At 71.1% G+C, this 26,440-nt stretch carries 29 protein-coding genes, 1 other RNA gene and 1 pseudogene; 13 read left to right on the top strand and 18 right to left on the bottom strand.

Features of this window, described 5'->3' with window-relative positions; genetic code table 11:
* Nucleotides 1–13: 13 nt before the first annotated feature.
* The 5 genes from Tfont_RS07580 to Tfont_RS14715 form a co-directional block, all read right to left on the bottom strand.
* Nucleotides 14–442, bottom strand: a complete 429-nt coding sequence (locus Tfont_RS07580; protein ID WP_082955586.1) for a DsrE family protein — start codon at nt 440–442, stop codon at nt 14–16.
* Between the two features lie 90 nt (nt 443–532).
* Nucleotides 533–1,564: a tyrosine-type recombinase/integrase gene (locus Tfont_RS07575; protein WP_143968976.1), complete on the bottom strand. Its 1,032-nt coding sequence runs from the start codon at nt 1,562–1,564 to the stop codon at nt 533–535.
* Nucleotides 1,565–1,592: 28 nt separating this feature from the next.
* Nucleotides 1,593–2,285 carry a DUF484 family protein gene (locus Tfont_RS07570; protein ID WP_143968975.1) on the bottom strand — a complete coding sequence of 231 codons (693 nt, stop codon included), beginning with the start codon at nt 2,283–2,285 and terminating at the stop codon, nt 1,593–1,595.
* Between the two features lie 96 nt (nt 2,286–2,381).
* Nucleotides 2,382–3,263: a diaminopimelate epimerase gene (dapF, locus tag Tfont_RS07565; protein ID WP_068610896.1), complete on the bottom strand. Its 882-nt coding sequence runs from the start codon at nt 3,261–3,263 to the stop codon at nt 2,382–2,384.
* A complete protein-coding gene (locus tag Tfont_RS14715) occupies nt 3,263–3,853 on the bottom strand; it encodes an OmpA family protein (protein WP_269451568.1) in 591 nt (196 codons plus the stop codon). The genes dapF and Tfont_RS14715 overlap by 1 nt, the downstream gene beginning before the upstream one ends.
* Nucleotides 3,854–4,092: 239 nt before the next feature.
* Here Tfont_RS14715 and Tfont_RS07555 point away from each other — a divergent pair, with 239 nt between their 5' ends.
* Nucleotides 4,093–5,772 (top strand): MBL fold metallo-hydrolase, encoded by a 1,680-nt coding sequence (locus Tfont_RS07555; RefSeq protein WP_143968973.1) that lies wholly within the window; start codon nt 4,093–4,095, stop codon nt 5,770–5,772.
* Complete coding sequence (locus tag Tfont_RS07550; RefSeq protein ID WP_143968972.1) at nt 5,769–6,116, top strand: c-type cytochrome; 348 nt, start codon at nt 5,769–5,771, stop codon at nt 6,114–6,116. Before Tfont_RS07555 ends, Tfont_RS07550 begins: the two co-directional genes overlap by 4 nt.
* Nucleotides 6,117–6,143: 27 nt before the next feature.
* On the opposite strand, the gene rnpB is transcribed toward Tfont_RS07550, so the two are convergent.
* Nucleotides 6,144–6,492: RNase P RNA component class A (gene rnpB, locus Tfont_RS07545), an RNA gene on the bottom strand.
* A 106-nt stretch (nt 6,493–6,598) separates the two neighbouring features.
* Here rnpB and Tfont_RS07540 point away from each other — a divergent pair.
* Nucleotides 6,599–8,458: an NAD(P)/FAD-dependent oxidoreductase gene (locus Tfont_RS07540; RefSeq protein WP_143968971.1), complete on the top strand. Its 1,860-nt coding sequence runs from the start codon at nt 6,599–6,601 to the stop codon at nt 8,456–8,458.
* A 45-nt stretch (nt 8,459–8,503) separates the two neighbouring features.
* Here Tfont_RS07540 and htpX read toward each other — a convergent pair whose 3' ends face one another.
* The 4 genes from htpX to pyrC form a co-directional block, all read right to left on the bottom strand.
* Nucleotides 8,504–9,373, bottom strand: coding sequence for a protease HtpX (htpX, locus tag Tfont_RS07535; protein ID WP_068610885.1), 870 nt, complete (start codon nt 9,371–9,373; stop codon nt 8,504–8,506).
* A gap of 113 nt (nt 9,374–9,486) precedes the next feature.
* Nucleotides 9,487–10,356: an endonuclease/exonuclease/phosphatase family protein gene (locus tag Tfont_RS07530; protein ID WP_143968970.1), complete on the bottom strand. Its 870-nt coding sequence runs from the start codon at nt 10,354–10,356 to the stop codon at nt 9,487–9,489.
* Nucleotides 10,357–10,387: 31 nt separating this feature from the next.
* Nucleotides 10,388–11,212: a DUF3025 domain-containing protein gene (locus Tfont_RS07525; RefSeq protein ID WP_260682307.1), complete on the bottom strand. Its 825-nt coding sequence runs from the start codon at nt 11,210–11,212 to the stop codon at nt 10,388–10,390.
* A complete protein-coding gene (gene pyrC, locus Tfont_RS07520) occupies nt 11,209–12,252 on the bottom strand; it encodes a dihydroorotase (RefSeq protein ID WP_143968969.1) in 1,044 nt (347 codons plus the stop codon). Before pyrC ends, Tfont_RS07525 begins: the two co-directional genes overlap by 4 nt.
* A 152-nt stretch (nt 12,253–12,404) precedes the next feature.
* Between pyrC and Tfont_RS07515 the strand changes: the two genes are divergently transcribed.
* From Tfont_RS07515 to Tfont_RS07485, 7 genes are all read left to right on the top strand, one after another.
* Entirely contained in the window at nt 12,405–12,650 is a 246-nt protein-coding gene (locus tag Tfont_RS07515; RefSeq protein WP_143968968.1) for a type II toxin-antitoxin system Phd/YefM family antitoxin, read from the top strand.
* A complete protein-coding gene (locus Tfont_RS07510; RefSeq protein WP_185970619.1) occupies nt 12,647–13,033 on the top strand; it encodes a type II toxin-antitoxin system VapC family toxin in 387 nt (128 codons plus the stop codon). The genes Tfont_RS07515 and Tfont_RS07510 overlap by 4 nt, the downstream gene beginning before the upstream one ends.
* A 125-nt stretch (nt 13,034–13,158) precedes the next feature.
* Nucleotides 13,159–13,665 (top strand): YeeE/YedE thiosulfate transporter family protein, encoded by a 507-nt coding sequence (locus Tfont_RS07505; RefSeq protein WP_143968967.1) that lies wholly within the window; start codon nt 13,159–13,161, stop codon nt 13,663–13,665.
* A 4-nt stretch (nt 13,666–13,669) separates the two neighbouring features.
* Nucleotides 13,670–14,329 (top strand): DUF6691 family protein, encoded by a 660-nt coding sequence (locus Tfont_RS07500; RefSeq protein WP_143968966.1) that lies wholly within the window; start codon nt 13,670–13,672, stop codon nt 14,327–14,329.
* A gap of 98 nt (nt 14,330–14,427) precedes the next feature.
* The gene (locus tag Tfont_RS07495) at nt 14,428–14,676 is read left to right on the top strand and encodes a hypothetical protein (RefSeq protein ID WP_143890553.1); all 249 of its coding nucleotides are present in this window, start codon (nt 14,428–14,430) and stop codon (nt 14,674–14,676) included.
* 63 nt (nt 14,677–14,739) lie between these two features.
* The gene (locus Tfont_RS07490) at nt 14,740–15,396 is read left to right on the top strand and encodes a DUF6969 family protein (protein ID WP_143968965.1); all 657 of its coding nucleotides are present in this window, start codon (nt 14,740–14,742) and stop codon (nt 15,394–15,396) included.
* Between the two features lie 30 nt (nt 15,397–15,426).
* Nucleotides 15,427–16,416, top strand: coding sequence for a sulfurtransferase (locus tag Tfont_RS07485; RefSeq protein ID WP_143968964.1), 990 nt, complete (start codon nt 15,427–15,429; stop codon nt 16,414–16,416).
* A 112-nt stretch (nt 16,417–16,528) separates the two neighbouring features.
* On the opposite strand, the gene Tfont_RS07480 is transcribed toward Tfont_RS07485, so the two are convergent.
* From Tfont_RS07480 to Tfont_RS07455, 6 genes are all read right to left on the bottom strand, one after another.
* Nucleotides 16,529–17,266, bottom strand: a complete 738-nt coding sequence (locus Tfont_RS07480) for an amino acid ABC transporter ATP-binding protein (protein ID WP_068610877.1) — start codon at nt 17,264–17,266, stop codon at nt 16,529–16,531.
* Between the two features lie 80 nt (nt 17,267–17,346).
* Nucleotides 17,347–18,015, bottom strand: coding sequence for an amino acid ABC transporter permease (locus Tfont_RS07475; protein WP_143968963.1), 669 nt, complete (start codon nt 18,013–18,015; stop codon nt 17,347–17,349).
* 1 nt (nt 18,016) lies between these two features.
* Nucleotides 18,017–18,772, bottom strand: a complete 756-nt coding sequence (locus Tfont_RS07470) for an amino acid ABC transporter permease (protein ID WP_143968962.1) — start codon at nt 18,770–18,772, stop codon at nt 18,017–18,019.
* 78 nt (nt 18,773–18,850) lie between these two features.
* Entirely contained in the window at nt 18,851–19,753 is a 903-nt protein-coding gene (locus Tfont_RS07465; RefSeq protein WP_143968961.1) for an amino acid ABC transporter substrate-binding protein, read from the bottom strand.
* Nucleotides 19,754–19,850: 97 nt separating this feature from the next.
* Nucleotides 19,851–20,774 (bottom strand): LysR substrate-binding domain-containing protein, encoded by a 924-nt coding sequence (locus Tfont_RS07460; protein ID WP_143968960.1) that lies wholly within the window; start codon nt 20,772–20,774, stop codon nt 19,851–19,853.
* Nucleotides 20,775–20,803: 29 nt separating this feature from the next.
* A complete protein-coding gene (locus tag Tfont_RS07455; RefSeq protein ID WP_143968959.1) occupies nt 20,804–22,672 on the bottom strand; it encodes an ABCB family ABC transporter ATP-binding protein/permease in 1,869 nt (622 codons plus the stop codon).
* A gap of 17 nt (nt 22,673–22,689) precedes the next feature.
* On the opposite strand from Tfont_RS07455, the gene Tfont_RS07450 reads away from it, so the two are divergent.
* Entirely contained in the window at nt 22,690–23,133 is a 444-nt protein-coding gene (locus Tfont_RS07450; RefSeq protein ID WP_068610866.1) for an acyl-CoA thioesterase, read from the top strand.
* A gap of 326 nt (nt 23,134–23,459) precedes the next feature.
* Here Tfont_RS07450 and Tfont_RS07445 read toward each other — a convergent pair whose 3' ends face one another.
* Nucleotides 23,460–25,010 (bottom strand): AmpG family muropeptide MFS transporter, encoded by a 1,551-nt coding sequence (locus tag Tfont_RS07445; protein ID WP_185974496.1) that lies wholly within the window; start codon nt 25,008–25,010, stop codon nt 23,460–23,462.
* Nucleotides 25,011–25,088: 78 nt separating this feature from the next.
* Here Tfont_RS07445 and Tfont_RS07440 point away from each other — a divergent pair, with 78 nt between their 5' ends.
* Both Tfont_RS07440 and Tfont_RS07435 read left to right on the top strand, forming a co-directional pair.
* Nucleotides 25,089–25,931 (top strand): M48 family metallopeptidase, encoded by an 843-nt coding sequence (locus tag Tfont_RS07440; protein WP_143968958.1) that lies wholly within the window; start codon nt 25,089–25,091, stop codon nt 25,929–25,931.
* A gap of 69 nt (nt 25,932–26,000) precedes the next feature.
* Nucleotides 26,001–26,222 (top strand): antitoxin MazE family protein, encoded by a 222-nt coding sequence (locus Tfont_RS07435; RefSeq protein ID WP_260682305.1) that lies wholly within the window; start codon nt 26,001–26,003, stop codon nt 26,220–26,222.
* An 81-nt stretch (nt 26,223–26,303) separates the two neighbouring features.
* On the opposite strand, the pseudogene Tfont_RS07430 reads toward Tfont_RS07435, so the two are convergent.
* A pseudogene (locus Tfont_RS07430) lies at nt 26,304–26,440 on the bottom strand (IS5-like element ISCARN85 family transposase); the annotation flags it as partial.

Genomic DNA, 26,440 nt, shown 5'->3' with positions numbered 1-26,440 from the left:
GGGCGGCGCGGACTCAGGGCCGCAGGTAGACGAAGCCCTCGCGCGCCTGCAGCCGCGCGACTTCGGCCACGCCGGAGGGCACGATCTTGGCCTCGGGCACCAGTTTGGCGGCGTCGATCTTGCGCGACACCAGGGTGTTGTTGCACACGCGGAACTCGATGCCGCGGTTGGCCAGATCGGCCACTGCGCCGGCAAACGGCTGCTCCATCTGGTTGGTGGCGCCTTCGAGCAGGAAGTCGATGCCCAGGCCGTGCGTCACGACCACGATCTTGGCCGACGGATCGGCCGCCAGGTGGTTGCGGATGTTCTGGACCGCGCGCGATGCCTGGGGGATGCCTTCGCTCAGGTGGTAGACGACCTTGACGGGTTCGGCCGCCTGGGCCGCCGCGGCAAAGGCCAGTGAGGCGAAAAACAGCGTGAGGGTGCGCCAGAGGGCTTTCATGGACCGATCTCCTGATGATGTGGCAGAGGTGCGGGAGGTCTGGGTCGCCTCCCGGTCGGGTTGGCCATTGTCGTGCGAGCGGATACCCGACTACCCATCGGGGTTACCCGCAGCGGCGGGCGGTGTGGACTCTGCCGCGCCCGGCCCAGCCGCATCGCCGGCGCCACGGCGGGCGCGCGGATGGGCGGCCTCGTACACCCGGCTGAGGTGCTGAAAGTCCAGCCGCGTATAGATCTGGGTGCTGGCAATGCTGGCGTGGCCCAGCAGCTCCTGCACGCCGCGCAGGTCGCCGCTGGACTGCAGCACATGGCTGGCAAAGCTGTGCCGCAGCATGTGGGGATGCACATGCACGGGCACGCCGGCCTCGGCCGCCCAGGCCGCCAGACGGCGGCGCGCCACCTGCGGCGTGAGCCGCTCGCCGCGCGCGCCGACGAAGAGCGCCGGCTCGTCCGGCAGCCGCAGCAGTTGCGCGCGCACCGACAGCCAATCGGCCAGCGCCGCCAGGGCCGGGCCGCCGACCGGCACGGTGCGCCATTTGCCCCCCTTGCCGCACACATGGGCCTCGCCCGCCTGGGCATCGACCCACCCCCGGGCGTGGGGACCGGGCTGCACGTCCAGCCCCAGCAGCTCCCCCAGGCGCAGGCCGCTGCCGTAGAGCAGCTCCACCATGGCCCGGTCGCCGCGGCGCTGCGCATGCGCGAGCGCCTCGGCCGCCCGGTCACCGGACACGGCCTGCCCGGGGCCTTGCGCCAGCCGCAGGGCCTCCTCCACCGCCAGGGCCTTGGGCAGGGGCTTGCCCGCTTTGGGCGGCCGCACCCCCTGCAGGGGGTGGCGGTCGATGCCCCCCGTGCGCCCCAGCCAGTCATAGAACCCGCGCCAGCTCGACACCACCAAGGCAATACCGCGCGGCTGCCGGCCGGCCGCGTGCAATTGGGCCACCCAGCGGCGCGCCTGGGACGGGGTCACGGCTTTCAGTCCGGTGCCCTCGGCCTGGGCACGGTGATACAGATCGTGCAAATGCTCGGCGTACAGCGCCTGGGTGCGTGCGGCCAGCCGCTTTTCCACCCGGACATGGGTCAGATAGTCCGCGATCAACGCCAGATCGTCGGTCGCCGCATCCATCGCAAGCGCCGGCGCACCGCCGGTCCGGTCAGTCCGCCGCCGGCAGCAGGCGGCTCAACGCCGCGGCCGCCTGATCGCCGATGCGGGCCAGAAACTCGGTCCCCGCACTGGCCTGGAACCGGCGCGCATCGGGCGAGGCCAACACCAGCAGCCCAAAGGCGGGTGCGTCCTCCGCGCGCCGCAGCGGCAGCAGCGCCAGCGACACCGCGGCGTCGGGGTTGGCCAGCCACTGCACCGGCTCCACCCCGGGGTTGGCACCACAAAACGGCTGGCGCAAGGAGGTGGCAAAGGCCCGGGCATCGTCGCTGGCGCCCTGCGCAAACGGCGCATCCGCCCACGGCGGGGCCACCCCCCACAGCTTCAGCGCGACCTGCGGCACGTCAAAGCGCACCGCCAACCCGTCCGTGACGGCAGCGGGCAGCGCAGCCGGGTCGTTGACCGCCAGCAACTCGCAGGTCCAGCGGTGCAGACGGTCGAGCAGGCCGGTGTTCTCCTGGCCGTGGCGGATCATCTCGGCCGCCCGCAGCTCAAGCTGGCGCAGCCGCTCGCGCAAGATCTCGACCTGCCGCTCCATCAGGCTGACCGCACGGCCGACGTGCGGGCTGGTCAGTTGCACCGACGCGAGCAGTTCGGCATGGCGTTCGAAAAAGTCCGGCGTGTTGACCAGAAACTGGGCGATGTCGTCCTCGGTGATGGGCTGCAGCGGGGCGGTGGGGTTCAAGGGCGGGTCTCCGGCGTGCGCCACGGGGCGCGAGCAGCCCCGATTGTGGCGCAGGACGGGCGGCGCGCGGGCGCCTGCCGCGCCGCCGTGGCGCCGTCAGCGCAGGTCCGGCACCTCCACCACGCCCGTGAACACCGGCTCGGCCGGCCCCGTCATCCGCACGGGGGATTGCACGCCCTGGCGCATGGGCCACTCGATGGTCAGGCGGCCGCCCGGCAGGTCCACATCCACGCGCTCGTCGAGCCAGCCCAGCCGGATGCCGGCCACCACGGCCGCGCAGGCGCCCGTGCCACAGGCCAGCGTCTCGCCGGCGCCGCGCTCGTAGACCCGCAGCCGGGCGCGGTCGCGCCCGAGCACCTGCAAAAAGCCGACGTTGACCCGGCGCGGAAAGCGCGGGTGCGACTCGATCGCCGGCCCCCACTGCGCCACCGGCGCGGTGTCCACGTCCTCGACGCGGAGCACGGCGTGCGGATTGCCCATGGACAACACCGCCACCGGCACGGGCGCGGGGCCCGCCGCCGCCACGGCCAGCGGCCAACGCTCCCAGGCGCCCTCGGGCATCGGTTGCAGGCCGGCGGGGTCGAACGGCACCCGGGCCGGCTCGAACACGGGGGCGCCCATGTCCACGGTCACGCGCCCGTCGTCCTGCAGCGCCAGCGTCAGCACCCCGGCGCGGGTCTGCACCCGCACGGTGCGCTTGGGCGTCAGCCCCGCGTCGTGCACGTAACGCACGAAGCAGCGCGCCCCATTGCCGCAGTTTTCCACCTCGCCGCCGTCGGCGTTGTGGATGACGTATTCGAAGTCCACCTCCGGCGTCGGCGCCGGCCGCACCGTCAGAATCTGGTCCGCCCCGATGCCGAAGTGCCGGTCGGCCAGCCAGCGGTACTGCGCGGGGGTCAGACCGTGGCGCTGGCGCGTCTCGTCGAGCACGACGAAATCGTTGCCCGCCCCCTGCATCTTCGTGAACGACAGCCGCATCAGCTCGCCTGCTCCGCGACGAAGATCTCGACCCGGCGGTTGCGCGCGCGCCCCTCGGCGGTGTCGTTGCTGGCGACGGGCTCGCGCGATCCGCGCCCGTCGATCGCGATGCGCCCGACCGCCACACCCCGTGTGGTCAGGTAGTCGCGCACCGCCGCCGCGCGCTGGACCGACAGGGGGTTGTTGATCGCATCGCTGCCGGTGCTGTCGGTGTGGCCGACGATGGTCACGCGCGCCGCAGGGTTGCGGTTCAGGCCGGCGGCAAAGGTGTCGAGCACGGCCCGGAAGTTGGGCTTGATGTCGGCACGGCCGACGTCGAACGAGATGTCGCTCGGGATTTCGAGCTTCAGGCGGTTGTCGGCGGTTTGCGTCACCGCCACGCCGGTGCCGGCGGTGGCCTGCTCCATCTCGCGCTTTTGCTGCTCCATGCGGTTGGACCAGACATAGCCGCCGAGCGCCCCGGCCCCGGCCCCGATGGCCGCGCCCCGCACCGCCCCCTTGCCGCCATCGGTCACGGCACCCAGCACAGCCCCGGCGGCAGCGCCGATCATGGCGCCCTTGGCGGTGCCCGACTTTTGCTCTTCGGACATGTTGGCGCAACCGCCCAGCGCCACGGCGGTGGCGAGCGCGGCGACCCAAACGCCGTGCAACGGGCCACGGGATGGGCCTTGGGACGGCCCCTGGGAACGGACGAAATCCAATGGTGTCATGGCGGGACTCCTGCGTGACGCGCCCGGTGGCGCGGGATCGCTACCATTGTGATCCAGATCCGCCCGGCCGGCCACTGCGGGGCCGCCGCTGTTACCAACGGTGACAACCGATACACGCCATGGTCCGCCCCCACCTGCGCCTGCGCCCGCCCCAACCCCCTGCCCCCGTGCGCCCGGCGGCGACCGTGCTGCTGGTGCGCGATGGCGACGCGGGCCTGGAGGTGCTGATGACCCGGCGCTCGGCGCGCGCCAGCTTCGCGCCCGGCGCGTACGTCTTTCCCGGCGGCGCCATCGACGAGGCGGACCGCGACGCCGCGCACGACCCGGCGCTGGCCTGGCGACCGGACCAGGACGAAACCCTGCGCCCGGCCCTGCTGGCCGCCGTGCGCGAGAGCTTCGAGGAGCTGGGCGTGCTGCTCGCTCGCGACGCGCACGGCCGCTGGGTCGACCCCGCCACCCTGGCGGCCCTGGACCGGCACGGCCCACTGCTGCCCCAGTGCCGGACGCACGGTCTGACGCTGGCGCTGGACGCGCTGTGGTGGCTGGCGCACTGGATCACGGACCGCGATCTGCCCAAGCGCTTCGACGTGCCCTTTTTCATCGCCCGCATGCCGCCGGATCAAACGCCGCAAGCCGACAACCGCGAGCAGTTCGAACCCGTCTGGGTGGCCCCGGGCGAGGCGCTGCACCGGCACGCGGCCGGGGACTTTCCCATGGTCTACCCGACCGTGCGTACCCTGGAGCATCTGCAGCGCCACCCCGACAGCGCGGGCCTACTGGACGCCTGCGCGGCCCGCCAAGGCCCGCAATGGGTCAGTTGCCCCCGGGCGGGCTGGCTGCGCGGGCAGGAAGCCCGCTTCATGGAGCACGAGCCGCCCTTTGGCGAACTGGAGCTGACCTGCCCCGACGGGCAACTGGAACACCACCTGGACTGGCGGCACGACGCGCCGGTGGCCCTGACCCGCCATGTGCAGCGCCTGACCGCCCCCAACGCCGGGCCGATGACCGGCCCCGGCACCAACAGCTATCTGGTGGGCGAGACCGCCACCGGCCACATCGCCATCGACCCCGGGCCCGACGACGCCGATCACCTGCGGCGGCTGTTCGAGGCGGCGGGCGGCGACCTGCGCGCCATCGTCTGCACCCACTCGCACCCGGACCACTCGCCGGGCGCCTACCCCTTGCAGGCGCTTTGCCGCGCTGCCGGCCGCCCCGCCCCGCCCGTGCTGGGCCTGCCCAGCGCGCCGACGGCGCGGGCGCACAGCCATTTCCGCCCCGAACGGCCGCTCGCGAACGGCGAACGGCTGGTGCTGTCCGCGGCCGATGGCGGCCATCGCCACACCCTGCGCGTGCTGCACACGCCCGGCCACGCTGCCAATCACCTCTGCCTGGTGCTGGAGGAAGACGGCCTGCTGTTCAGCGGCGACCACATCCTCAATGGCAGCACCACCGTCATCGACCCGCCCGACGGCGACATGGATGCCTACCTGGCCTCGCTGCGGCGGCTGCGCGCGGCCTGCGACGAGCACGGCATCCGTTACATCCTGCCGGCACACGGCCATGTGCTGGGCGATGCCCCGCGCGCCATCGAACGGCTGCTGGCCCACCGGCTGCAGCGCGAGGCCAAGATCGCCCGCGTGCTGGCCGAACACCCCGACGGCGATCTGGCGGTCTGGGTGCGCCACGCCTATGATGATGTGCCGCCGCACCTCTGGCCGGTGGCCCGGCGCTCGCTGCTGGCCCACCTGCAGCGCCTGGACCGTGCACGTTTCGATGCCTGGATGGAGGACCGACCGTGACCCCCCTACCGCTGCCCCGATCGCGGGGCAAGCTGTCGCGCTGGACACTCACCGGGCTCGCGGCCGGGCTGCTCGCCGCCACTGCGGGGGGCGAGGCTCGAGCCGACGCCGCCATGGCGCTCGACAAGGGCTGTCTGAGCTGCCATGGCGACCCGCCACGCGGCAAGGCGCCGACGTTGGCGGCCCTGGCACAACGCTACGCCCAGCTGAGCGCCGACGAGCTGACCAAAAAAGCCGAGCAGCTGTGCGAGCACCGGCTGCTCGGCGGCGTCGCGGCGCACGAAAAGCTCACGCCCGAAGAATCGCTGCGGCTGGTGCGCTGGATCGCCGCCGGCGCACGCTGACCGCGCCGCCCGCAGCGCGCTCGTAAAGGGTGAAGTCCGCCGGTACGCCGGATTCTGTGCGCGGAGCCCGAGGGCCCCGCGTGACCGCCATTCCTCTGGGCCGCCGGTCACCCGGACGGCTCGATGCCACCTACCCACCGACACGGCCCGCGGGACCACGGGTGGCCCCGGACTTGCGCCCGGAGCCGGCCGGCCTACTTGGTGTTGCTGCGCGTAGAGATTGCCCGTTTCACCCGAACTGAATCGGCTCGTCTCTGTTGCTCTGATCCTCACCTCGCGGTGGAGAGGCGTTACCTCCTACGCTGCCCTGCGCAGTCCGGACGTTCCTCCAGCGCGCCCTTGCGGGCCTTGCGCCAGCGACGGTCGGGCAGACTTCACGGGCAGATTATCCCTGGTATTGACGTCGTGCGCTTGGCCTGCACCCCGGGTCTGCGTATCATCCGCGCCCATGCCCGATCACCACGGGCCCCGAGGACCGACGCATGATCCGCATTGCCGAACTGAAGCTGCCGCTGCAGGCCCTGCCCGTCGAAACCCGTCGCGCGGCCGACGCCCCGGCCGAGACCGAGGCCGACCGCGCCCCGCCCCCGCACCCCATCGCCGCGCTGCGAACACTGGCCGCCCAGGCCCTGGACGTGCCCCCCGACGCGATCGCCCGGCTGGAGGTATTCAAGCGCGCGTTCGACGCACGGGGCGTGCAGATCCGCGCCGTCTTCATCGTGGACGTGGCCTTGGCCGATGCCGCGCAGGAAGCCGCCGTGCTACAACGGTGCGCGGGCCATCCGCACATCCAGCCCACGCCGGACATGTCGTGGCGGCCGCCCGCGCGGGCGACGGACGGGATGCCCGCCGATGGCGAGCGGCCCGTCGTGGTGGGCTTTGGGCCGTGCGGCATTTTTGCCGCGCTGACCCTGGCCGAGATGGGGCTGCGCCCCCTGGTGCTGGAACGCGGCCGCCCAGTGCGCCGCCGCACGAAGGACACCTGGGGGCTGTGGCGCAAACGGGTGCTCACGCCCGAGTCGAACGTGCAGTTTGGCGAAGGCGGTGCCGGGCTGTTTTCGGACGGCAAGCTCTACAGCCAGATCAAGGACCCGCGGCACCTGGGGCGGCGGGTGATGCAGGCCTTCGTGGACGCCGGCGCGCCGCCCGAGATCCTGTACGATGCGCACCCGCACATCGGCACCTTCAAACTCGTCAAGGTGGTGGAGGCGCTGCGCGAGCGCATCACCGCGCTGGGCGGCGAGGTGCGCTTCGAGCAGCAGGTGACGGACTTCGTGCTGGAGCGCACGGCCGACGGCCGGCTGGCGATGCAAGGGCTGCGCGTGCGCGACCTGGCCAGCGGCCAGGAGACCACCCTGAGCGCGCGCCGCGTGGTGCTGGCGCTGGGCCACAGCGCGCGCGACACCTTCGAACAGCTCCACCGCCACGGCGTGTTCCTGGAGGCCAAGCCGTTTTCGATCGGCGTGCGCATCGAGCACCCGCAAAGCGTCATCGACCGCGCGCGCTGGGGCCGCCACGCCGGCCATCCGCTGCTCGGTGCGGCGGCGTACAAACTGGTGCACCACGCCCACAACGGCCGCGCTGTGTACAGCTTCTGCATGTGCCCGGGGGGCACGGTGGTGGCGGCCACGAGCGAGCCGGAGCGCGTCGTCACCAATGGCATGAGCCAGTACTCGCGCGCCGAGCGCAACGCCAACGCCGGGCTGGTGGTGGGCATCGGCCCCGCGGATTTTCCGCAACACGACGCTGCCGCCTGGCGCGCCGCCTTTGGCGACGACGCGGGCAGCCGCTACGCCGCCGAAGCCGCCGCGCTGGGGGCCCACGGCGGCGCCCACCCGCTGGCGGGCGTGGTGCTGCAGCGGCAACTGGAGAGCGCCGCCTACCGCGCCGGGGGCGGCGGCTATCTGGCGCCGGGCCAGTTGGTGGGGGACTTTTTGGCCGCCCGGCCCTCCCGCGCCCCTGGGGACGTGGTGCCGTCGTACAAACCGGGCGTCACCCTGGGCGATCTGGCCACGGTGCTGCCTGCCTACGCGGTGCAGGCCATGCGCGAGGCGTTGCCCGTCTTTGGCCGGCAGATCCGCGGCTACGACCGCGCCGATGCCGTCATGACCGGGGTGGAAACCCGCACCTCGTCGCCGCTGCGCATCACCCGCGGGGCGGACTATCAAAGCGTCAACACCGCCGGTCTGTACCCCGCGGGCGAGGGGGCCGGCTATGCGGGCGGCATTCTGTCGGCGGGGGTGGACGGCATCAAGGTCGCCGAGGCGCTGGGCTGCCACCTGCTGGGGGTGGAGCCGCCGCCGCCCGACCGGAGCACCCGTCTGGCCGTCACCTACGGCTGACGGCGGCGGGCGCCCGGTGCATGCGCTGCCGGGCCAGGGCCGCGGTCAGGCCGCCTGCAGCGCCGCGATGCGCTCTTCGATCGGCGGGTGGGTGCTGAACAGCTTGCCCAGCCCGCCAGTGATGCCCAGCGTCTGCATGCCCTGCGGCAAAGCCCCGGGCTGCAGCCCGCCCAGACGCGCCAGCGCATTGATCATCGGCTGCTTGCGCCCCATCAAGGCCACGGCACCGGCGTCGGCGCGGAACTCGCGCTGGCGGCTGAACCAGGCCACGATGATCGCGGCGAGGAAGCCCAGGATCACCTCCATCACGATGCTGGTGATCAGGTAGCCGATGCCGGGGCCGGACTGCTCGCTGTCGCCGCGGCGCAAAAAGCTGTCCACCACGTAGCCGATCACACGGCTCAGGAACACGACGAAGGTGTTCATCACGCCCTGGATCAGCGTCATCGTCACCATGTCGCCGTTGGCGATGTGCGCCACCTCGTGGCCGATGACGGCCTCGACCTCTTCGCGCGTCATGTTTTGCAGCAGGCCGGTGGAGACCGCCACCAGCGCCGAATCCTTGAACGCCCCCGTGGCGAAGGCGTTGGGCTCGCCCTCGTAGATACCGACTTCCGGCATGCCGATGCCGGCCTTGTCGGCAAAGCGGCGCACCGTGTTGACGATCCACGCCTCGTCGGCGTTGCGCGGCTCGTTGATGATGACCAGCCCGGTCGTCCATTTGGCCATGGGTTTGCTCATCAACAGCGAGATGAAGGCGCCGCCAAAGCCGATGACGAGCGAGAAGATCGCCAGCGCGGTCAGATTCAGGCCGTTGGCGCTGAGGAAGCGATCCACGCCCAGGATGCGGGTGGTGATCAACAGCACCGCCATCACGGCGAGGTTGGTCAAGACCAGCAGCAGGATGCGTTTCATGGAGTCTCCGTTGCAAGGTTGAGAGGGGCCGTGCCCTCGGCACCGCCCGCGTCCCCCACATGAGGCCGCGCCAGCGCGGCTTCAAGGGACGGTGGGTCGATGGTAGCAAGCGCTCAGAGTCGGGGCGGGGCCCCGAGTTCCAGCACCAGCGGCTGGTGGTCCGACAGCCGGGTGTCGGCATCCAGCCGCACGCCCCGCACGGCGGACGCAAGGCCCGGCGTGACGAAGATGAAGTCGCACGCGATGGGCGTTTCGCCCGGTTCGTGCACGCGAAAGGTCGCGGGCCGCGGCCCCGGCCCGTTCGCCAGGGGCCAGGCGTCCACGAAAGCCGCAGACATACCCGCGGACGCCTCGACCAGGACGCGGTAGGCGTCGGTGTCGGGCGCGGTGTTGAAGTCGCCGCACAACACCGCCTCGCCCGCCCACACCCGGGCGTGGAAGGGGGTGTCCGCAGGCTCTGTGTCGGTGCGGGGCGGCGCCGCGGCGACTGCGGCCGCCTCCCGCTGCCACGCGGCCAGCGCACAGGCCTGGGCCAGGCGCTGCGTGGCGGAGTAGTACGCCAAATGCGTGCAACCGACGCGCAACGGCCCCCAGGGGGCCTGCACGGTCAACGCGGCCAGCACACGCGGCATGGACGGCACCGCCGGGTCGGGGGGATACGGCAGCGCCTGATGGCGCACCTGCCACACCGGCACGCGGGCAGCGATCAGGTTGCCCAAACGCTGGCGCGTGGCGCGACCCGGCCGCCAGTCGTCCATCGCTGGCGCAAAAAACACCTCGTACCCGGGCAGGGCCGCGGCCACCGCCGCGACCTGGTCGGCCTCTCCGGCACCGGCCAGGCCGCCAAAGTGCTGCGCCACCTCCTGCAGGCAGATCACCTCGGGGTCGCCGCCCCACTCCCGCGCATGGGCCAGCACCCGCGCGACGTCCACGCGGCCGTCCATGCCGCGGAACCACTGCACATTCCACGTCAGGATGCGCATCTGTGCCTCCTTGTCGCCTTCACGGCGTGGCCTATGCCCCGGCAGCCCCGGCCCCGATGGGCGTGGGCGGACGCGGCGGGCGGAATACCCGGGCATCGTCGTAAAACGACGCGTGCGCATTGTCGGGCCACCATCCCGGAACCCCCAATACCGGCAACGGCGCAAACGGCTTGGCGGCCCATGCCTCGGCGCTCCACCCGTCCAGGGTGGCCGCCAGCGCGGCATCCCACGGGTGGGGGGCCGCACCGTCGCCATCGACATTCGGCTCGGGATCGAGCGGGGGCGCGGGCATGGGCACGCACAGCACATGCGCCGTCAAGGCCTTGTGCGGCCGTTGCAACTGTTCCAGCAGCGCATGCCCAAACAACACCAAGGCTGCCTCGCGCCACCAGGCGCGCTGCGCCACGAACAGCGTGTGCCAATCGCGTGCCCGCAAGGCCGCCCACAGGGCGGGCGGCGCATGCAGCAGGGCCCCGTTTTCATCGAAAACGGTCAGGGCGTCGCGCACCGGGCCACGGCGGCCTCCAATGCCCAGCCGCGCAATCTCGGTCGCCTGCAGCCGGTTCAGCCGCGCCTTGGTGGCCGGAAAGCGCCACCACACCAGCCCGTTGAACGCGTCGTGGGCATTGTCGCGTGTGGGCACCTGCCCGGTACGGTGGATGAAGGCCTCATACGCCTCGCCCGTCGGCAGCCACTCGTGTGGCACGAAGGTCGGCACCGCCGACGCGGCACCGGGCCGCTGGCGCAGGCTCTCCAACCGTTGCGCGGTGCGCGTGTCGGGCGGTGCGGCGTCCAGCCACGCCAGCGAGGCGGCATAAGGCCGCAGCCACGGTGCATCCGCGCCCCGCACCCTCACCCCACCAGCCGCCAGCGCAGCGTCTCGCCAGCGCGCAACGGCTTGACTTCCGCGTCGCCGAAGCGGTAGCGCTCGGGCACCGTCCACGCCTCGCGCTCGAGCGTCACGCGCTGGGTGTTGCGCGGCAGGCCGTAGAAGTCCGGCCCGTGCAGGCTGGCAAAGCCCTCCAGCCGGTCCAGCGCGCCGGCGGCCTCGAACGCCTCCGCGTACAGCTCCAGCGCCGCCGGCGCGGTGTAGCAGCCGGCGCAGCCGCAGGCGTGCTCCTTCAGCTGCACCGCGTGCGGCGCGCTGTCGGTGCCGAGGAAGAAGCGTGGATGGCCGCTGGTGGCGGCCGCCACCAGCGCCTGGCGGTGCACCTCGCGCTTGAGCACCGGCAGGCAGTAGTAATGCGGCCGCACGCCGCCGACCAGCAGCGCGTTGCGGTTGTAGAGCAGGTGGTGCGCGGTGATCGTCGCCGCGAGGTTCGGCCCGGCCTCGGCGACGTACTGCGCCGCCTCCTTCGTGGTGATGTGCTCCAGCACGATCTTGAGGCCCGGGAAGTCGCGCCGCAGCGGCTCCAGCACCCGCTCGATGAACACCGCCTCGCGGTCGAAGATGTCGATCTCGGCGTCGGTGACCTCGCCATGCACCAGCAGCAGCAGCCCCGCGCGCTGCATCGCCTCCAGCGTGCGGTACGTGCGGCGGAGGTCGGTGACGCCGGCGTCGCTGTGGGTGGTGGCGCCCGCCGGGTAGAGCTTGACCGCCACCACGCCGGCCTCGCGCGCGCGCTCGATCTCCTGCGGCGGCAGGTGGTCGGTCAGGTACAGCGTCATCAGCGGCTCGAACGCCACGCCGGCCGGCCGCGCCGCGAGGATGCGCTCGCGGTAGGCCGCCGCCTGCGCCGCGGTGGTCACCGGCGGCTTGAGGTTGGGCATCACGATCGCGCGCGCGAACTGCGCCGCCGTGTGCGGCACCGTCGTGGCCAGCGCCGCGCCGTCGCGCAGGTGCACGTGCCAGTCGTCGGGGCGGATCAGGGTCAGGGTGTCGGGGGCGTGGCTCATCGGGCCGGATTGTCGCAGAGCGGGGCCGACGCCGGAAAGGCGCCTCGCACAGCGGCGGCCGGGGCCGCCGCTCGGAGGGGACGGGGCATCGGGTTGACAAAACGACATGACCAGACCAGACTTGGCCAAATGCCGCCACACGGGAGTCCCGCATGACCGCCGTCAACATGCTGCAGGCCAAATCCTCGCTGTCGCGCCTGGTGCAGGCGCTGGAGGAGGGGCGCGAGCGCGAGATCGTCATCGCGCGCAATGGCCGTCCGGCGGCGCGGCTGGTGCCGCTGGAGGCGCCGCCGACAGGACGGCGCATCGGCGTGGCCAAGGGGCGCTTTGCCGTGCCGGACGACATCGACGCGCACAACGACGAGGTCGCGCGCCTGTTTCTCGGGGGCGAGGCGTGAACCTGCTGCTCGACACCCACGTGGCGCTGTGGGCCATCACCGACAGCCCGCGCCTGTCGGCGCGGGCGCGCGAGCTGATCGAGTCCCCGCGCGCCACCGTCTGGATCAGCGCCGCGACGCTGTGGGAGATCACGATCAAGCATGCGCTGGCGCGCGGCGACATGCCGGTCTCCGGCGCCGAGGCGCTGCGTTACTTCGAAGCGTCCGGCTACCGCTTCCTGCCGGTGGCGCCGGAGCACGCCGTGGCGGTGGCCGACCTGCCGCCGCTGCATGCCGACCCGTTCGACCGCCTGCTGGTGGCGCAGGCACGGGTGGAGCCGATGCGCCTGCTGACGCACGACGCCACGGTGGCGCGCTACGGCGGCACGGTCGAGCGCGTTTGAGCGGCGCGGGCGCCGCGGGCCCGCTCGCGCGTCGCCCCCGAGCGGGCCCGGCCCGTTGCGCTCGCCGCCGCCGTTGCCTATACTCTGCGGGGTACGGTTCATTGACCTTTCTCACGATCGCCATCATGACGACGACCCCGAAACCTTTCTGGAACCCGTGGCTGGCGGGCGTGGCGCTGGGCGTCACGCTGTTGGCCACCTTCGTGCTGACCGGGCACGGGCTGGGCGCGACCGGCTTCACCACGCGGCTGAGCGCCTGGCTCGGCCTGCAGGCCGCCCCCGAGGCCATCCAGGCCAACGCCTACCTCGGCGCGATGGCGCGGCCCGACATCCTCGACGGCTGGATCACCTGGCAGGTGATCGGCGTGTTCGCCGGCGCGCTGCTGGCGGCCTTCCTGGCCGGGCGGCTGCGCGTGCAGCTGGACGGCGCCACGCGCGTCGGCACCGGCAAGCGCATCGCCACCGCGCTGATCGGCGGGCTGATGGCCGGCTTCGGCGCGCGCATCGCGGCCGGCTGCACCAGCGGGCTGGGCCTGTCGGGTGCGGCCACGCTGTCGATCGCGGCGTTCGTCTTCCTCGGCGCGTTCTTCGTCACCGGGCTGATCGTCAGCCGTCTCGTCAAGGGGGTCTGAAGCCATGTTCCCGTTGCAGGAAACCGTGTGGTCGGCGCTGCTGGTCGGCGTGGCGTTCGGCTTCGTTCTGGAAAACGCCGGCTTCGGCAGCCCGTGCAAGCTGACCGGCCAGTTCACGCTGCGCGACTGGTCGGTGCTGAAGGTGATGTTCACCGCCATCGTGGTGGCCGCGGTCGGGCTGCAGCTGCTCGGCATGGCCGGCGTGCTGGATCTGGAGTCGGTGTTCGTGCCGACGTCGCTGATGATGGCCTCGGCCATCGGCGGCGTGCTGGTCGGCGCCGGCTTCGCCATCGGCGGCTACTGTCCCGGCACCTCGGTGGTCGGGGTGGCCTCGGGCCGGCTGGACGCGCTGGTGTTCTTCGTCGGGCTGATCGTCGGCACGTTCGCCTTCGCCGGCCTGTACGGCCCGGCGATCGAGGCCATCATGGCCATGGCCGAGGTCGAGGCCGGTGACACCCTCCAGGACGCCTGGGGCATCTCGCCGTGGTGGATCATCGGCGCGATGGCCGCGGCCCTCGTCGGCGTGTACTACCTGGGCCGCTGGTTCGAGCAGCGCCACGGCGGCCCGATCGACGCGCAGGAGGCCGTGCTCGGCGAGGCCGGCTGCGGCTGCGGCGCCCAAGGCTGCGGCAACGCCACCACGCAGGTGCGCCAGGCCGGCTGAACGCGCCGACGAACCTTTCCCGTGCGCCGGGAGCCCGCTCCATCAACGCGGCCCGGCGTCCCCAACCCCACTTTCGACGTCACCGGCACTTGAAGACCATGAAGACCCGCAAGCAACCCCTGACCCAGACCCTGACCGCGCTGCTGGTCGCCTCCAGCCTCGTGGCCCCGGCCGCGATGGCGCAGCAGGCGCCCAAGGCCGACGGCAAGCCGGCCGCCAGCGCCGCCGGCAACCCGTGCGCCCCGGGCAACCCGTGCGCGCCCGGCGCCGACAAGAAGAAAAAGAAGAAGCGCACCGAGGGCGACAACCCCTGCGCCCCGGCCAACCCGTGCGCGCCGAAGCGCTGATCGCCGGCTTGGCCGTGACGATGGCCGGCGCGACTGAACACACGTCGGCCCGCTGAACGCCCCATGCGCCCCGCCGCCGCCCCCGCGACCGACCCGGCCGACCTGGCTGAGTGGGCCGAGGTGGCGCTGCGCGTGCCGCTGGCCTACGCGCAGCGCGGCGTGTCGCTGGCGCAGGCGGCGCTGGGCGGCGCGCGCCGCTTCGAAGAGCTGCGCCACTACCCGGCGCGCGACGTCGTCGACGCGGCGCACGGCACGCGCTTTTATTACCACGCGCACGGCGGCGCGCAGCGCTGGGGTGCCGACGCCCCGCCGGAGCACGGCCACTTCCATCTGTTCTGGGACGGGCCCGAGCCCGGTGCGCACGTGCACGTGGCGGCGCTGGCGCTGGATGCGCGCGGCCAGCCGCTGCGCTGGTTCACCACCAACCGCTGGGTCACGGCGGGGCGCTGGGCGCCGGCGGCGGAGCTGATCGCGCGCCTGCCGGCGTTTCGCCTCGCCGCGCGTGGCGGGCGGCTGGCGCCGCTGGCGCGCTGGCTGACCGCGATGGTGCAGCTGTTCGCCGACGAGCTTGCCGCGCTGCTGCGCGCGCGCGATGCGGCGCTCGAGCCTCATCTGCGCCAGCGTCCGGCGGAGCAGGTGTGGGAAGACCGCACGCTCGAGGTGCTCAGCGCCACGGATGCGGCGCTGGCCCCGCGCCTGCGGCGGCTGGGTCTGGCCTGACCGATTTTTTGCCCCCAAGGAGAGACGACGATGAAAACCCTTCGACGCATCGCAGTGGCGCTCGGTGCGGCCGCGCTGGCCGCCAGCGCCTGGGCCCAGGGCGTGCTGCCCGGCCCGCTGGTCAGCACACAGTGGCTGGCCGACAACCTCGACAAGGTCCAGGTGATCGAGATCCGCAACGACGCCAAGAGCTTCACGCGCGAGCCGGAGTTCGAGACCACCAAGGACGGCAAGAAGGTGCTGGACGAGTTCGGCGGTCACATCCCCGGCTCGCGGCTGTTCCTGGCCAAGGAGCTGCGCACCCAGCGCGAGATCGCCGGCAACAAGGTCAGCTACATGATGCCGGACCGCGCCACCTTCGAGAAGGTGGTGCAGGCGGTGGGGGTGCTGGCCGACAAGCCGATCGTGCTGGTGCCGGAGGGGCAGAAGATCTCCGACTTCAACGACGCGGCGCGGCTGCACATCCTGCTCAAGGCCTACGCCGACACGCCGGTGGCGATGCTGGACGGCGGCATGGTGGCGTGGCTGCTGGGGGGCCGCCCGTGGAGCAAGGACGCCCCGGCGCCGCTGACCACCACCTGGAAGGTCACCGCCGACCGCTTCGCCAGCCTGGTCGCCGACTCGCCGGACGTGGCCGCGGCAATGGAGAAGAAGGACGTGCAGCTGGTGGACACCCGCGCCACGTCGATGTACCTGGGCGTGTTCAAGCGCGACTACGTCTATGCCTACGGCCACATCCCCGGCGCGCGCAACGTGCCGCTGGACACGCTGTTCGTCACCCGCGGCGGCGCGATCCGGCTGCTCAAGCCCGAGACCTACCGCGCGGTGTTCCAGTCGCTCGGCGTCGATCCGTCCAAGCCGCTGATCACCTACTGCAACAGCGGCAACGACTCCTCGCTGCCGTGGTTCATCGTCTCGGAACTGCTGGGCAACGCCCAGGCGCGCAACTTCGACGGCTCGCTGCACCAGTGGACGCTGGAGAAGCGCGCGATGAACGCGCCGGTGCCGGCGGCGATGTGACGTGCCTTCGGGCGGCGCCACGCGCCGCCTCGAGCACCGACGTGCAAAGGGCTCCCCGCGGGGAGCCCTTTTGCATGGGCGGGTCGCCCCGCCCGAGCGGCCATTACGGCTTTCAGTGCGACAGGATCTTGTTCAGGAAATCCTTGGTGCGCGGCTGGCGCGCCTCGGGGTTGCCGAAGAACTCCTCCTTCGGGCAGTCCTCCAGGATCTTGCCGCCGACGTCCATGAAGATGACGCGGTCGCTGACCTTGCGCGCAAAGCCCATCTCGTGCGTGACGACCATCATCGTCATGCCTTCCTGCGCCAGGCCGATCATCACGTCCAGCACTTCGCCGACCATCTCCGGGTCCAGCGCCGAGGTCGGCTCGTCGAACAGCATCACGATCGGGTCCATCGACAGCGCGCGCGCAATCGCCACGCGCTGCTGCTGACCGCCGGAGAGCTGCCCGGGATACTTGTCCTTGTGCGCGATCAGGCCGACGCGCTCCAGGTACTTCAGCCCGTGCTTCTTGGCGTCCTCCGGGTTGCGGCCCAGCACCTTGATCTGCGCCAGCGTCAGGTTCTCGGTCACCGTCAGGTGCGGAAACAGCTCGAAGTGCTGGAACACCATGCCGACGTGGCTGCGCAGCTTGGGCAGGTTGGTCTTGGGGTCGTGCACCGGCTGGCCGTTGACCCAGATCTCGCCCTTCTGGATCGGCTCCAGCGCGTTGATGGTCTTGATCAGCGTCGATTTGCCGGAGCCCGACGGCCCGCAAACCACCACCACCTCGCCCTTGCGGATCGCGGTGGAGCAGTCGTTGAGCACCTGCACGGCGCCGTACCATTTGGACACGTTCTTCAGTTCGATCATCGGTCGTTCCATGACGACTCCTCAGCGTTCGGATGGGGAGCGCGCGGGCCGCGGTGTCGGCAGCCCTGCGGTCCCGGGGTTCAACGGATGATGGCGATGCGGGCGTGCAGGCGCTTGACCAGCGCCGACAAGCCGTAGCAGATGGCGAAGTACACCACCGCGGCAGCCAGATAGGCCTCGATGGGGCGGCCGTAGTTCTTGCCCGCGACCTCGAAGCCCTTGAGCATGTCGTAGGCCCCGATCGCGTACACCAGCGAGGTGTCCTGGAACAGAATGATGGTCTGCGTCAGAAACACCGGCAGCATGTTGCGAAACGCCTGCGGCAGGATCACCAGGCGCATGTTCTGACCATACGTCAGCCCCAGAGCGTGGCCGGCCATCACCTGCCCGCGCGGGATGGACTGGATACCGGCGCGCACGATCTCGCTGAAGTAGGCCGCCTCGAACGCGATGAAGGTGATGATCGCCGACAGCTCCGCACCGATCGGCCGGCCGATGACGAACGGCACCAGCAGGAAGAACCACAGAATCACCATCACCAGCGGAATGCTGCGCATGCCGTTGACGTAGATGGTGGCGGGCAGCTCCAGCCATCGGCGGCCGGACAGCCGCATCAGCGCCAGCACCGTGCCAACCGCCACGCCGCCCAGGGTGGCCACCACCGTCAGCAGCAGGCTGAACTGCAGCCCCTTGAGCACGAAGCTGCTGATGACGTCCCAGCGGTAGAAGGACCAGTCGAGGTTGAGCATCTCAGTGCCCCCCCGCCGCGCCGCTGGCGATGAAACCCGGCACGCGCACGCGCCGCTCGATGAAGGCCATCAGCCGGTTGATCGCAAACGCCGAAACGATGTACAGCCCCGTGACCGCCAGATAGATCTCGATGCCGCGCGCGGTCTCCTCCTGCGCCTGCATCGCGAACATCGTCAGCTCCGCCACCGACACGGCAAACGCCACCGACGAGTTCTTGAAGATGTTCATCGTCTCGCTCGTCAGCGGCGGGATGATGATGCGAAACGCCATCGGCAGCAGCACATACCGGTAGGCCTGCGCGGTGGTGAGTCCAAGCGCCAGCGCGGCGTAGCGCTGGCCGCGCGGCAGGGCCTGGATGCCGGACTTGACCTGCTCGGCAATCCGCGCCGAGGTGAACAGGCCCAGTGCGATCACCACCAGCACGAAGCCGGGCACGCCCTTGAGCGCCGGCACCAGCGCCGGAATGACGTGGTACCACAAAAAAATCTGCACCAGCAGCGGAATGTTGCGAAACAGCTCGACCCAGGCGTTGCCCAAGCGCACGACCCAGGGGCTGCCGGGCAAGGTGCGCAGGGTGCCGATCACGCTGCCCGCCAGCAGCGCCAGCACCAGGGCCAACAGCGACACCGACACCGTCCAGCCCCAGGCGGACAGCATCCAGTCGAGGTAAGTGATGTCACCGCCCTGCCCAAAGCAGCGCGGCTGGACGTCGCGGGTAATGGTGTCCTCGCAGAACACCTGCCAGTCCCATTGCATGCGATGTGCTCCCGTACCAAAACAAAAGACCCCGAGGCGCCGGACGCGCCCGGGGTTCAGCAGCGCCTTCGGGACCGGTTACTTGGCCGCGTAGGCCTCCATCGGCCGGTCGTTCGGGCTGGCGATGGCGGCCTTGAGGGCCTCGCTCATCGGCATGTTCATGCGCACATTGCTCGGCGGCGTGGGCTGCATGAACCACTTGTCGTAGATCTTGGCCAGCTCGCCGGACTTCATCATCGCGACGATGGAGTCGTCCACCGCCTTCTTGAACGCCGGGTCGTCCTTGCGGAACATGATGGCGATGGGCTCGACGCTGAGCACCTCGCCGACGATCTTGAAGTCGGCCGGATTCTTGGAGCGGGCGATCAGGCCGGCCAGCAGCGAGCCGTCCATCACGAAGGCGTCGGCGCGGCCCGACTCGAGCAGCAGGAAGCTGTCGGCGTGGTCCTTGCCGTACACCTCCTTGAAGTCCACGCCGCCGGCGCGCTCGTGCTTGCGCAGCGTCTGCACCGACGTGGTGCCGGTGGTGGTCGCGACGTTCTTGCCGTTGAGGTCCTTGATCGAATTGATGCCCGAGTTGGCCTTGACCGCGATGCGCACCTCCTCGACGAAGGTGGTGACGGCAAAGGCCACGTCGCGCTGGCGCGCCTGGTTGTTGGTGGTGGAGCCGCACTCGATGTCCACGGTGCCGTTTTGCACCAGCGGGATGCGGTTCTGCGAGGTCACCGGCTGGTACTTGATGTCCAGCTTGGCCAGGCCGAGCTGCTTCTGGATGTCGCCCAGCACGCGCTGGCAGATCTCGACGTGATAGCCCGTGTACTTGCCATCGCCCAGCGTGTAGGACAGCACGCCCGACGATTCGCGCACCCCCATGGTGACCGAGCCGGTGGACTTGATCTTGGCCAGGGTGTCGTTGGCCTGGGCGTTCGCGGCGGTGGCCGCCAGGGCCGTCAGGGCCAGTGCCAGCAGTTGCTTCTTCATGCAGCAATCCTTTCCATTGGGATGAACGGTAACGCGAATCTTACAAGCATCCGCCATGCCAGGCCCGGGAAAAAACCCGCGCCATGCGCGCCGGCGGTCAGGGGGGCGCGCCGCCCAGGCGTTGCACATCCTCCCAAAACCGCTGGGCGGCGGCCTTGGGGCGCCCGCCGCGCGCGCGGTACAGACGGATGTCCAGCTCGCCTTGCCAAGTGCCCTCCCGCGGGGCGGCGGGCACCAGCCGGCCGTCGGCCAGCGCCGGCTGGACCGCGCTGGTCGGCAAAAAGGCCACCCCGTGCCCCTCGATGGCCATGGCCTTGAGGCTCTCGGCCATGTCGGTCTCGTACACCCGGTCCAGGTAGGCCGGCTCGGCGGACTGGCGCAGCACCCAGTCCACCACCCGCCCCAAATACGCGCCCGGGGCATAGGCCAGGTACGGCACCGGTGCACGGGCCGCACCAGGCAGGCGCATCAGCGGCCGCCCATCGGGGCCGGGCCGGCTGAAAGGGGCCAGCACCTCGCGCCCCAGGGGCAGCATCTCGTAGCGCGCGGCGTCCAGCTCGATCGGCTGCGACGCGTGGTGATACGCCAGCAGCAGATCGCACCCGCCTTCGGTCAACCGCATCACCGCGTCGTGCACATTCAGCGCCACCAACCGCGTCTTGATCGGCCCGAGCTCCGCCCGCAGCCGCGACAGCCACGCCGGCACGAAGGTGAACGCCAGCGTGTGCGGCACGGCAAACTCGATCGTGTCCTTGGCCACCGCCGTGTGCTGGCGCAGCAGCGCCCGCGTGGTCTGGAGGGTGTGCAGGATTTCGATGGCCTGGGCGTACAGCGTCTGGCCGGCCTCGGTCAAGCGGGTGGGGTACGAGGAGCGGTCCACCAGGTCCACCCCGGCCCACGCCTCCAGCGACTGGATGCGGCGCGAGAACGCCGGCTGCGTGACGTGGCGCAACTGCGCCGAGCGGCTGAAGCTGCGCGTCTCGGCCAGACTGACGAAGTCTTCGAGCCACTTGGTTTCCATGCCTTCCTCCCCGTGCCCCGCCGGTCCGATCAGGCGCCGTCGGCACCGCTTTGCTGCAACGCCCACATCTGGGCATACCGGCCCCCTTGCGCCAGCAAATCGGCGTGGCGGCCGCGCTCGACGATGCGGCCGTGCTCCAGCACCACGATCTCGTGCGCATCGACCACGGTGGACAGCCGGTGGGCGATGACCAGCGTCGTGCGGTCGCGCGCCAGCCGGCGCAGCTCGGCCTGGATGGCGCGCTCGTTGGCCGAATCCAGGGCGGAGGTGGCCTCGTCCAGGATCAGAATCGGGGGGTTCTTGAGCAGGGTGCGCGCAATGGCGACGCGCTGCTTTTCGCCGCCCGAGAGCTTGAGGCCGCGCTCGCCCACGACCGTCTGCCAGCCCTGTGGCAGGCGCTCGATGAAGTCGAGGATGTGGGCCGCCCGCGCCGCCTCGCGGACCTCGTCGGCCGTCGCATCGGGGCGCCCGTAGCGGATGTTGTATTCGATGGTGTCGTTGAACAGCACCGTGTCCTGCGGCACGATGCCGATGGCCCGGCGCAGGCTGGCCTGGGTGACGTGGCGCACATCGTGGCCATCCACGGTGATGCGCCCCGCCGCCGCGCGGGCCGCGTCGTCGTCGCCCGGGCGGCCGACGTCGTAGAAGCGGTACAACAGCCGCGCCAGCGTCGATTTGCCCGAACCCGAAGGGCCGACCACCGCCACCGTGCGCCCGGCCGGAATGACCAAGTCCACGCCGTGCAGAATGTCGCGCTCGCGCTCATAGCCAAAACGCACCGCCTCGAAGCGCACCTGCGGTGCGTGCGCCACAGCCAGTTCGCGCGCATCGGGGGCATCGCGCACCTCGCACTCCCGCTCCAGCAGATCGAACATCCGCCCCAGATCGGTCAGACCCTGGCGGATCTCGCGGTACAGCACCCCCAGAAAGTTCAGCGGCAGGTACAGCTGGATCATGAAGGCATTGATCATGACCAGATCGCCCAGCGTCATGCGCCCTTCGGTCACCGCGACGGTGGCGCGCCACAGTATGGCCACGAGGGCCACGACGATGATGAGCTGCTGGCCCGCGTTGAGCAGCGACAGCGAGGCCTGCGTGCGCACCCGCGCGCGCCGCAGGCGGTCCAGGCTGTCGGCATAGCGGCGTGCTTCCCAGGCCTCGTTGTCGAAGTACTTGACCGTTTCGTAATTGAGCAGCGCATCGATCGCCCGGGTCTGGCTAGCCGACTCCAGCTCGTTCATCTGGCGCCGGATACCGGTGCGCCACTGGGTCACCTTGACCGTGAACGCCACATACGCCACCAGCGCCAGCCCCGTCGTCCAGACGTACCACGCCTCGAACCGGGTGCCCAGCAACGCCAGCACGAGCGCCACCTCGATCAGCGTGGGCACCACGCTGTAGAGCGAATACGAGATCAGCGACTGCACCGCGCGCGTGCCTCGCTCGATGTCGCGGGTCAGCCCCCCGGTCTGGCGCTCCAAGTGAAAGCGCAGGCTCAGCGCATGCAGATGCGAAAACACCTGCAGCGCGATGGCGCGGGTGGCGCCCTCGGTGGCCTTGAGGAACACCAGCTCGCGCAGCTCGGCAAACAGCGTCGCGCACAGCCGCAGCGCGCCGTACGCCAGCAAAAGCCCCACCGGCACCACGAGCAGCCCCGTTGCCTGCGCGGACAGGCCCGGCAGCGGCGTCAGGGCGTCCACCAGCTCTTTGAGCAACAGCGGCACGCCCACCGTGGCCAGCTTGGCCCCCACCATCAGGACCAGGGCCGCGGCCACGCGCCAGCGGTATTCCCACAAATACGGCAACAGGCGGCGCAGCGTCTGGCCGTCGCTGCGCGCCGGCGCGGCGGCAGCGGGCAAGGGTCGCGGCGCGGCGCCGGCCATGGCACGCTCACGCATGATCGACAATCGGGTTCATGACAGACGCCATCGTACCCTCAAGCACGGACACCCCGCCCGCCGCCGACGCCTCGTTGCCGCAGGACAAGGAGCTGGTTTTGCGGGTCATCCCCATGCCCGCCGATGTCAACGCCAACGGCGACATTTTTGGCGGCTGGGTCATGGCCCAGGTGGATTTGGCGGGGTCGGTCATCCCGGCACGGCACATGGGCGGGCGCTTTGCGACCGTCGCCGTCAACCAGTTCCTGTTCAAGCAGCCGGTCAAGGTCGGGGACCTGCTCAGCTTCTACGGCACCATCGTGCGCATCGGCAACACGTCGATCACGGTGCAGGTGGAGGTGTGGGCCGAGCGCCAGCGCCCCCACTACCAATGCGTGAAGGTGACCGAAGCGACGCTGACCTACGTGGCCATCGACGAGCAAGGCCGCCCGCGGCCGGTACCCCGCCCGGCGCCGGCCTGAGCGCGCGGGCGCCGCCCCCAGCGCCACCCAACCCGGCAGAAAAAAGCCGCCGGGGTTGAGCTGCGGCGGCCAAAGTCCATCACAGGACGTCGTTGGGATTCGGTGGACGACCGCAGACGGGCAATCCGCCCGCCGCGCCTGGCACACGGCGGGGGTTGCCGACACGCCCCGGCCAATACCGGGGCCGTGTCGGGCCCCTGGCTTTGGCCCTGATGGGTGTTGTTGTGTTGGGCCAGGGCGCGTGGGCGTGTGACAGCGTCCGGATCCAATTGTGCGCGCAAAAAGCGCCGCGCCGCCTCCCCTGTTTGGGGGAGGCGGCGCCCCGTTCAGCGCGCGTCGGGCGCCAGCCGCCGCCCGGCCCACGTCACCAGCAGCAGCACGGGCACCCCCAGAACCGACGTCAGCACGAAGAACCCGGGGTAGCCCAACGCATCGACCATACCGCCCGAGTAGCCGCCCAGAGCCTTGGGCAGCAGGGTCATGAGCGAGCTGAAGATGGCGTACTGCACCGCCGTGAAGCGCACCTGCGTCAGGCTGGACAAAAACGCGACGAATGCCGCGCTGGCAAAGCCCGCGGCCAGGTTGTCCGCCGCCACCACCGCATACAGGAAGGGCCGCTGCGGCCCGGCCAGGGCCAGCCCAACGAACCCCAGATTGGTCAGGGCCGACAGCACGGCCCCCCACCACAACGAGCGCATTACCCCCATGCGCGTCGCCAGAATGCCGCCCAAAAATCCCCCAGCGATGCTGACGATGACCCCAAAGGTCTTGACCGCCGTCGCAATGTCCGGTTTGGAAAACCCCAGGTCCTGGTAGAAAACGTTCGAAATCACCCCCAACACGATGTCGGAGATGCGGTACAGGCCGATGATCGCGAGCAGCAGCGCCGCATCCGCCCAGCCGTGGCGCACGAAAAACGCCCGCACCGGCTCCACCCACGTCTGCCGCGCGGCCACCCGGCTGGCCACCCCCGCTCGCACCAGCAGCCCGCCCGTGACAAAGGCCACCCCCAGCGCCACGGCCAGGCGCACGCCCTCCCACCCCAGCGTCGGCAACGGCCCCAGCGCCCCCGCGCCCAACGCGGTGCCGGCCGCCCCCAGGGACCAGAACACCCCGACGAACGCCGCGACCGCCAGCGCAAACACCGCCAGCAAGCGGGCGTGCTCGCCCGCGGGGGCGGGCGCCTCGGCGTCGGAAAGGCGGGGCTCCGGCACCAGCGCCGTGGTCACCAGGCCCGTCACCATGGCCAGCGCCGCCACCGCATAGGCCGCCGCCCATGCGCCGTAGTCGTACCCCCCCTTGGTCGATCCCCATGCCGCGGCCAAAAACAGCACCCCTGCCCCCGCCACCACCATACCGATGCGGTAGCCCGCGATGTAGGCCGACGACAGCACCCCCTGCTGCTCGGGGGCCGCAATCTCGATGCGGTAGGCGTCGATGACGATGTCCTGCGTGGCGGACATGAAGCCCAGCAGCACCGCAAACCCCGCCATGCGCACCAGCGCCGCCGGGCCCGCGGCCGGGTCGGTGCTGGCCATCCCCAAGATGGCCACGACCACCCCCACCTGGGCCGCCAGCAGCCAGGCGCGCCGCCGCCCCAGGCGCGCCGTCAGCCCCGGCAACGGCAGCCGGTCCACCAACGGCGCCCACACAAACTTGAACGAATACGCCAGCGCCGCCCAGCTGAAGAACGTGACCGCCCGGCGCTCCACCCCCGCCTCACCCAGCCAGAGGGACAGCGAGGAAAAAATCAGCAGCAGCGGCAAACCCGCGGAAAACCCCAGCGCCGCCATCGCGGGCACACGCCAATCCCACAGCACCCGCCACCACGGGGCGTGCGGGGACGAATCGGCGGGACGGGCAGGCGGTGCGGACATGGATGCGGTCGGGTGACGGGGTTACAAATGACACGATCGGTCACGACACAGGCCACCGATTGTGCCTATCATGCACCCATGTGCTGGATGTGCGATGCTCGAGCCGCCCTGTCGGGCCGACGGGGATTTTTGCGCGCGGCGACGGCGGCGGCCGGGGCGAGTGCGCTGGCGCCGGTCTGGGGCCAGGTGCAGGTGGGGCAGCCCTCCGCGCTGCGCTCGCTGGTGCCCGCCGCGCAGTTGGAATCCGCAGCCAGCCAACAATATGCCCAACTGCTGGCGCAGGCGCGCGCCAAGGGCGCGCTGGCGCCGGACGGCCACCCGCAGCTGCGCCGGCTGCGCACGATTGCCCAGCGGCTGGTGCCGCATGCGCTGCCGTGGAACGAGCGCGCGCGCCAGTGGCGCTGGGAGGTCAACCTGATCGGCAGCAAGCAGATCAACGCCTTCTGCATGCCGGGCGGCAAGATCGCCTTCTTCACCGGCATCCTCGACCAGCTGCAGCTGAACGACGACGAGGCGGCGATGGTCATGGGCCACGAGATGGCGCACGCGCTGCGCGAGCACGCGCGCTCGCGCATCGCCAAGACGCAGGCCACCGGCCTTGGCCTGTCGCTCGGCGCGCAGCTGCTCGGGCTGGGCGACCTCGGCCGGCTGGCGGCGGACCTGGGCACGCAGCTGCTGTCGCTCAAGTTCAGCCGCGAGGATGAGACCGAGGCCGACCTGGTCGGGCTGGAGCTGGCCGCGCGCGGCGCCTACGACCCGCGCGCCAGCGTCGCGCTGTGGCAGAAGATGGCGCAGGTCGCCGGCGGCAACGGGCTGGAGTTCCTCTCCACCCACCCCAGCGGCCCGAGCCGGATCCGCGACCTGGAGGCCAACATCCCCAAGGTCGAGGAACTGTACGAGCAGGCGCGCCGCGCGGGGTAGCGCCGGCCCGTTGCACCGCCACCGCGGCCGGTGCTATGCTGCAACATGTTGCAACGAGGAGCCTGCGCCGTGTCCACCCCCGCCGCCGTCCGTGTCGCCCGTGCCCGCGAGCGCAAGCGCCGCAGCGGCCTGCGGCTGGTTCAGCTCTGGGTGCCGGACACGCGCCAGCCCGGCTTTGCCCAAGCGTGCCGGCAGCAGAGCGCGCGCGTGGCGCAGGCCGACGCGCGGGATGCGGGGCTGGCGCGCTGGATGGACGAGGCCCTGGCCCAGGCGGACGGCTGGACCGACTGACGCGGGGCGAGCGCAATGGCGCACCGCGGCGATCTGGTGACGGTGGCGCTGGCCGGCGATTTCGGCTAGGGCCTGTTAACACTATCGCAACGATTCGACGATCAGTGCGAAGTGGATGAAGGCCGCGAACATGACGTCGAGCTTGTCGAAGCGGCTGAAGATGCGGCGGAACCCTTTCAGACGGCGCAACAGGCGCTCGATTTCGTTGCGGCGCTTGT

The sequence above is a fragment of the Tepidimonas fonticaldi genome (genome assembly GCF_007556755.1).
In the GTDB taxonomy this organism is placed as follows: Bacteria; Pseudomonadota; Gammaproteobacteria; order Burkholderiales; family Burkholderiaceae_C; genus Tepidimonas; species Tepidimonas fonticaldi.
The sequence above is the reverse complement of the archived record's forward strand: the minus strand, read 5'-3'. Positions and strand labels throughout refer to the sequence as shown.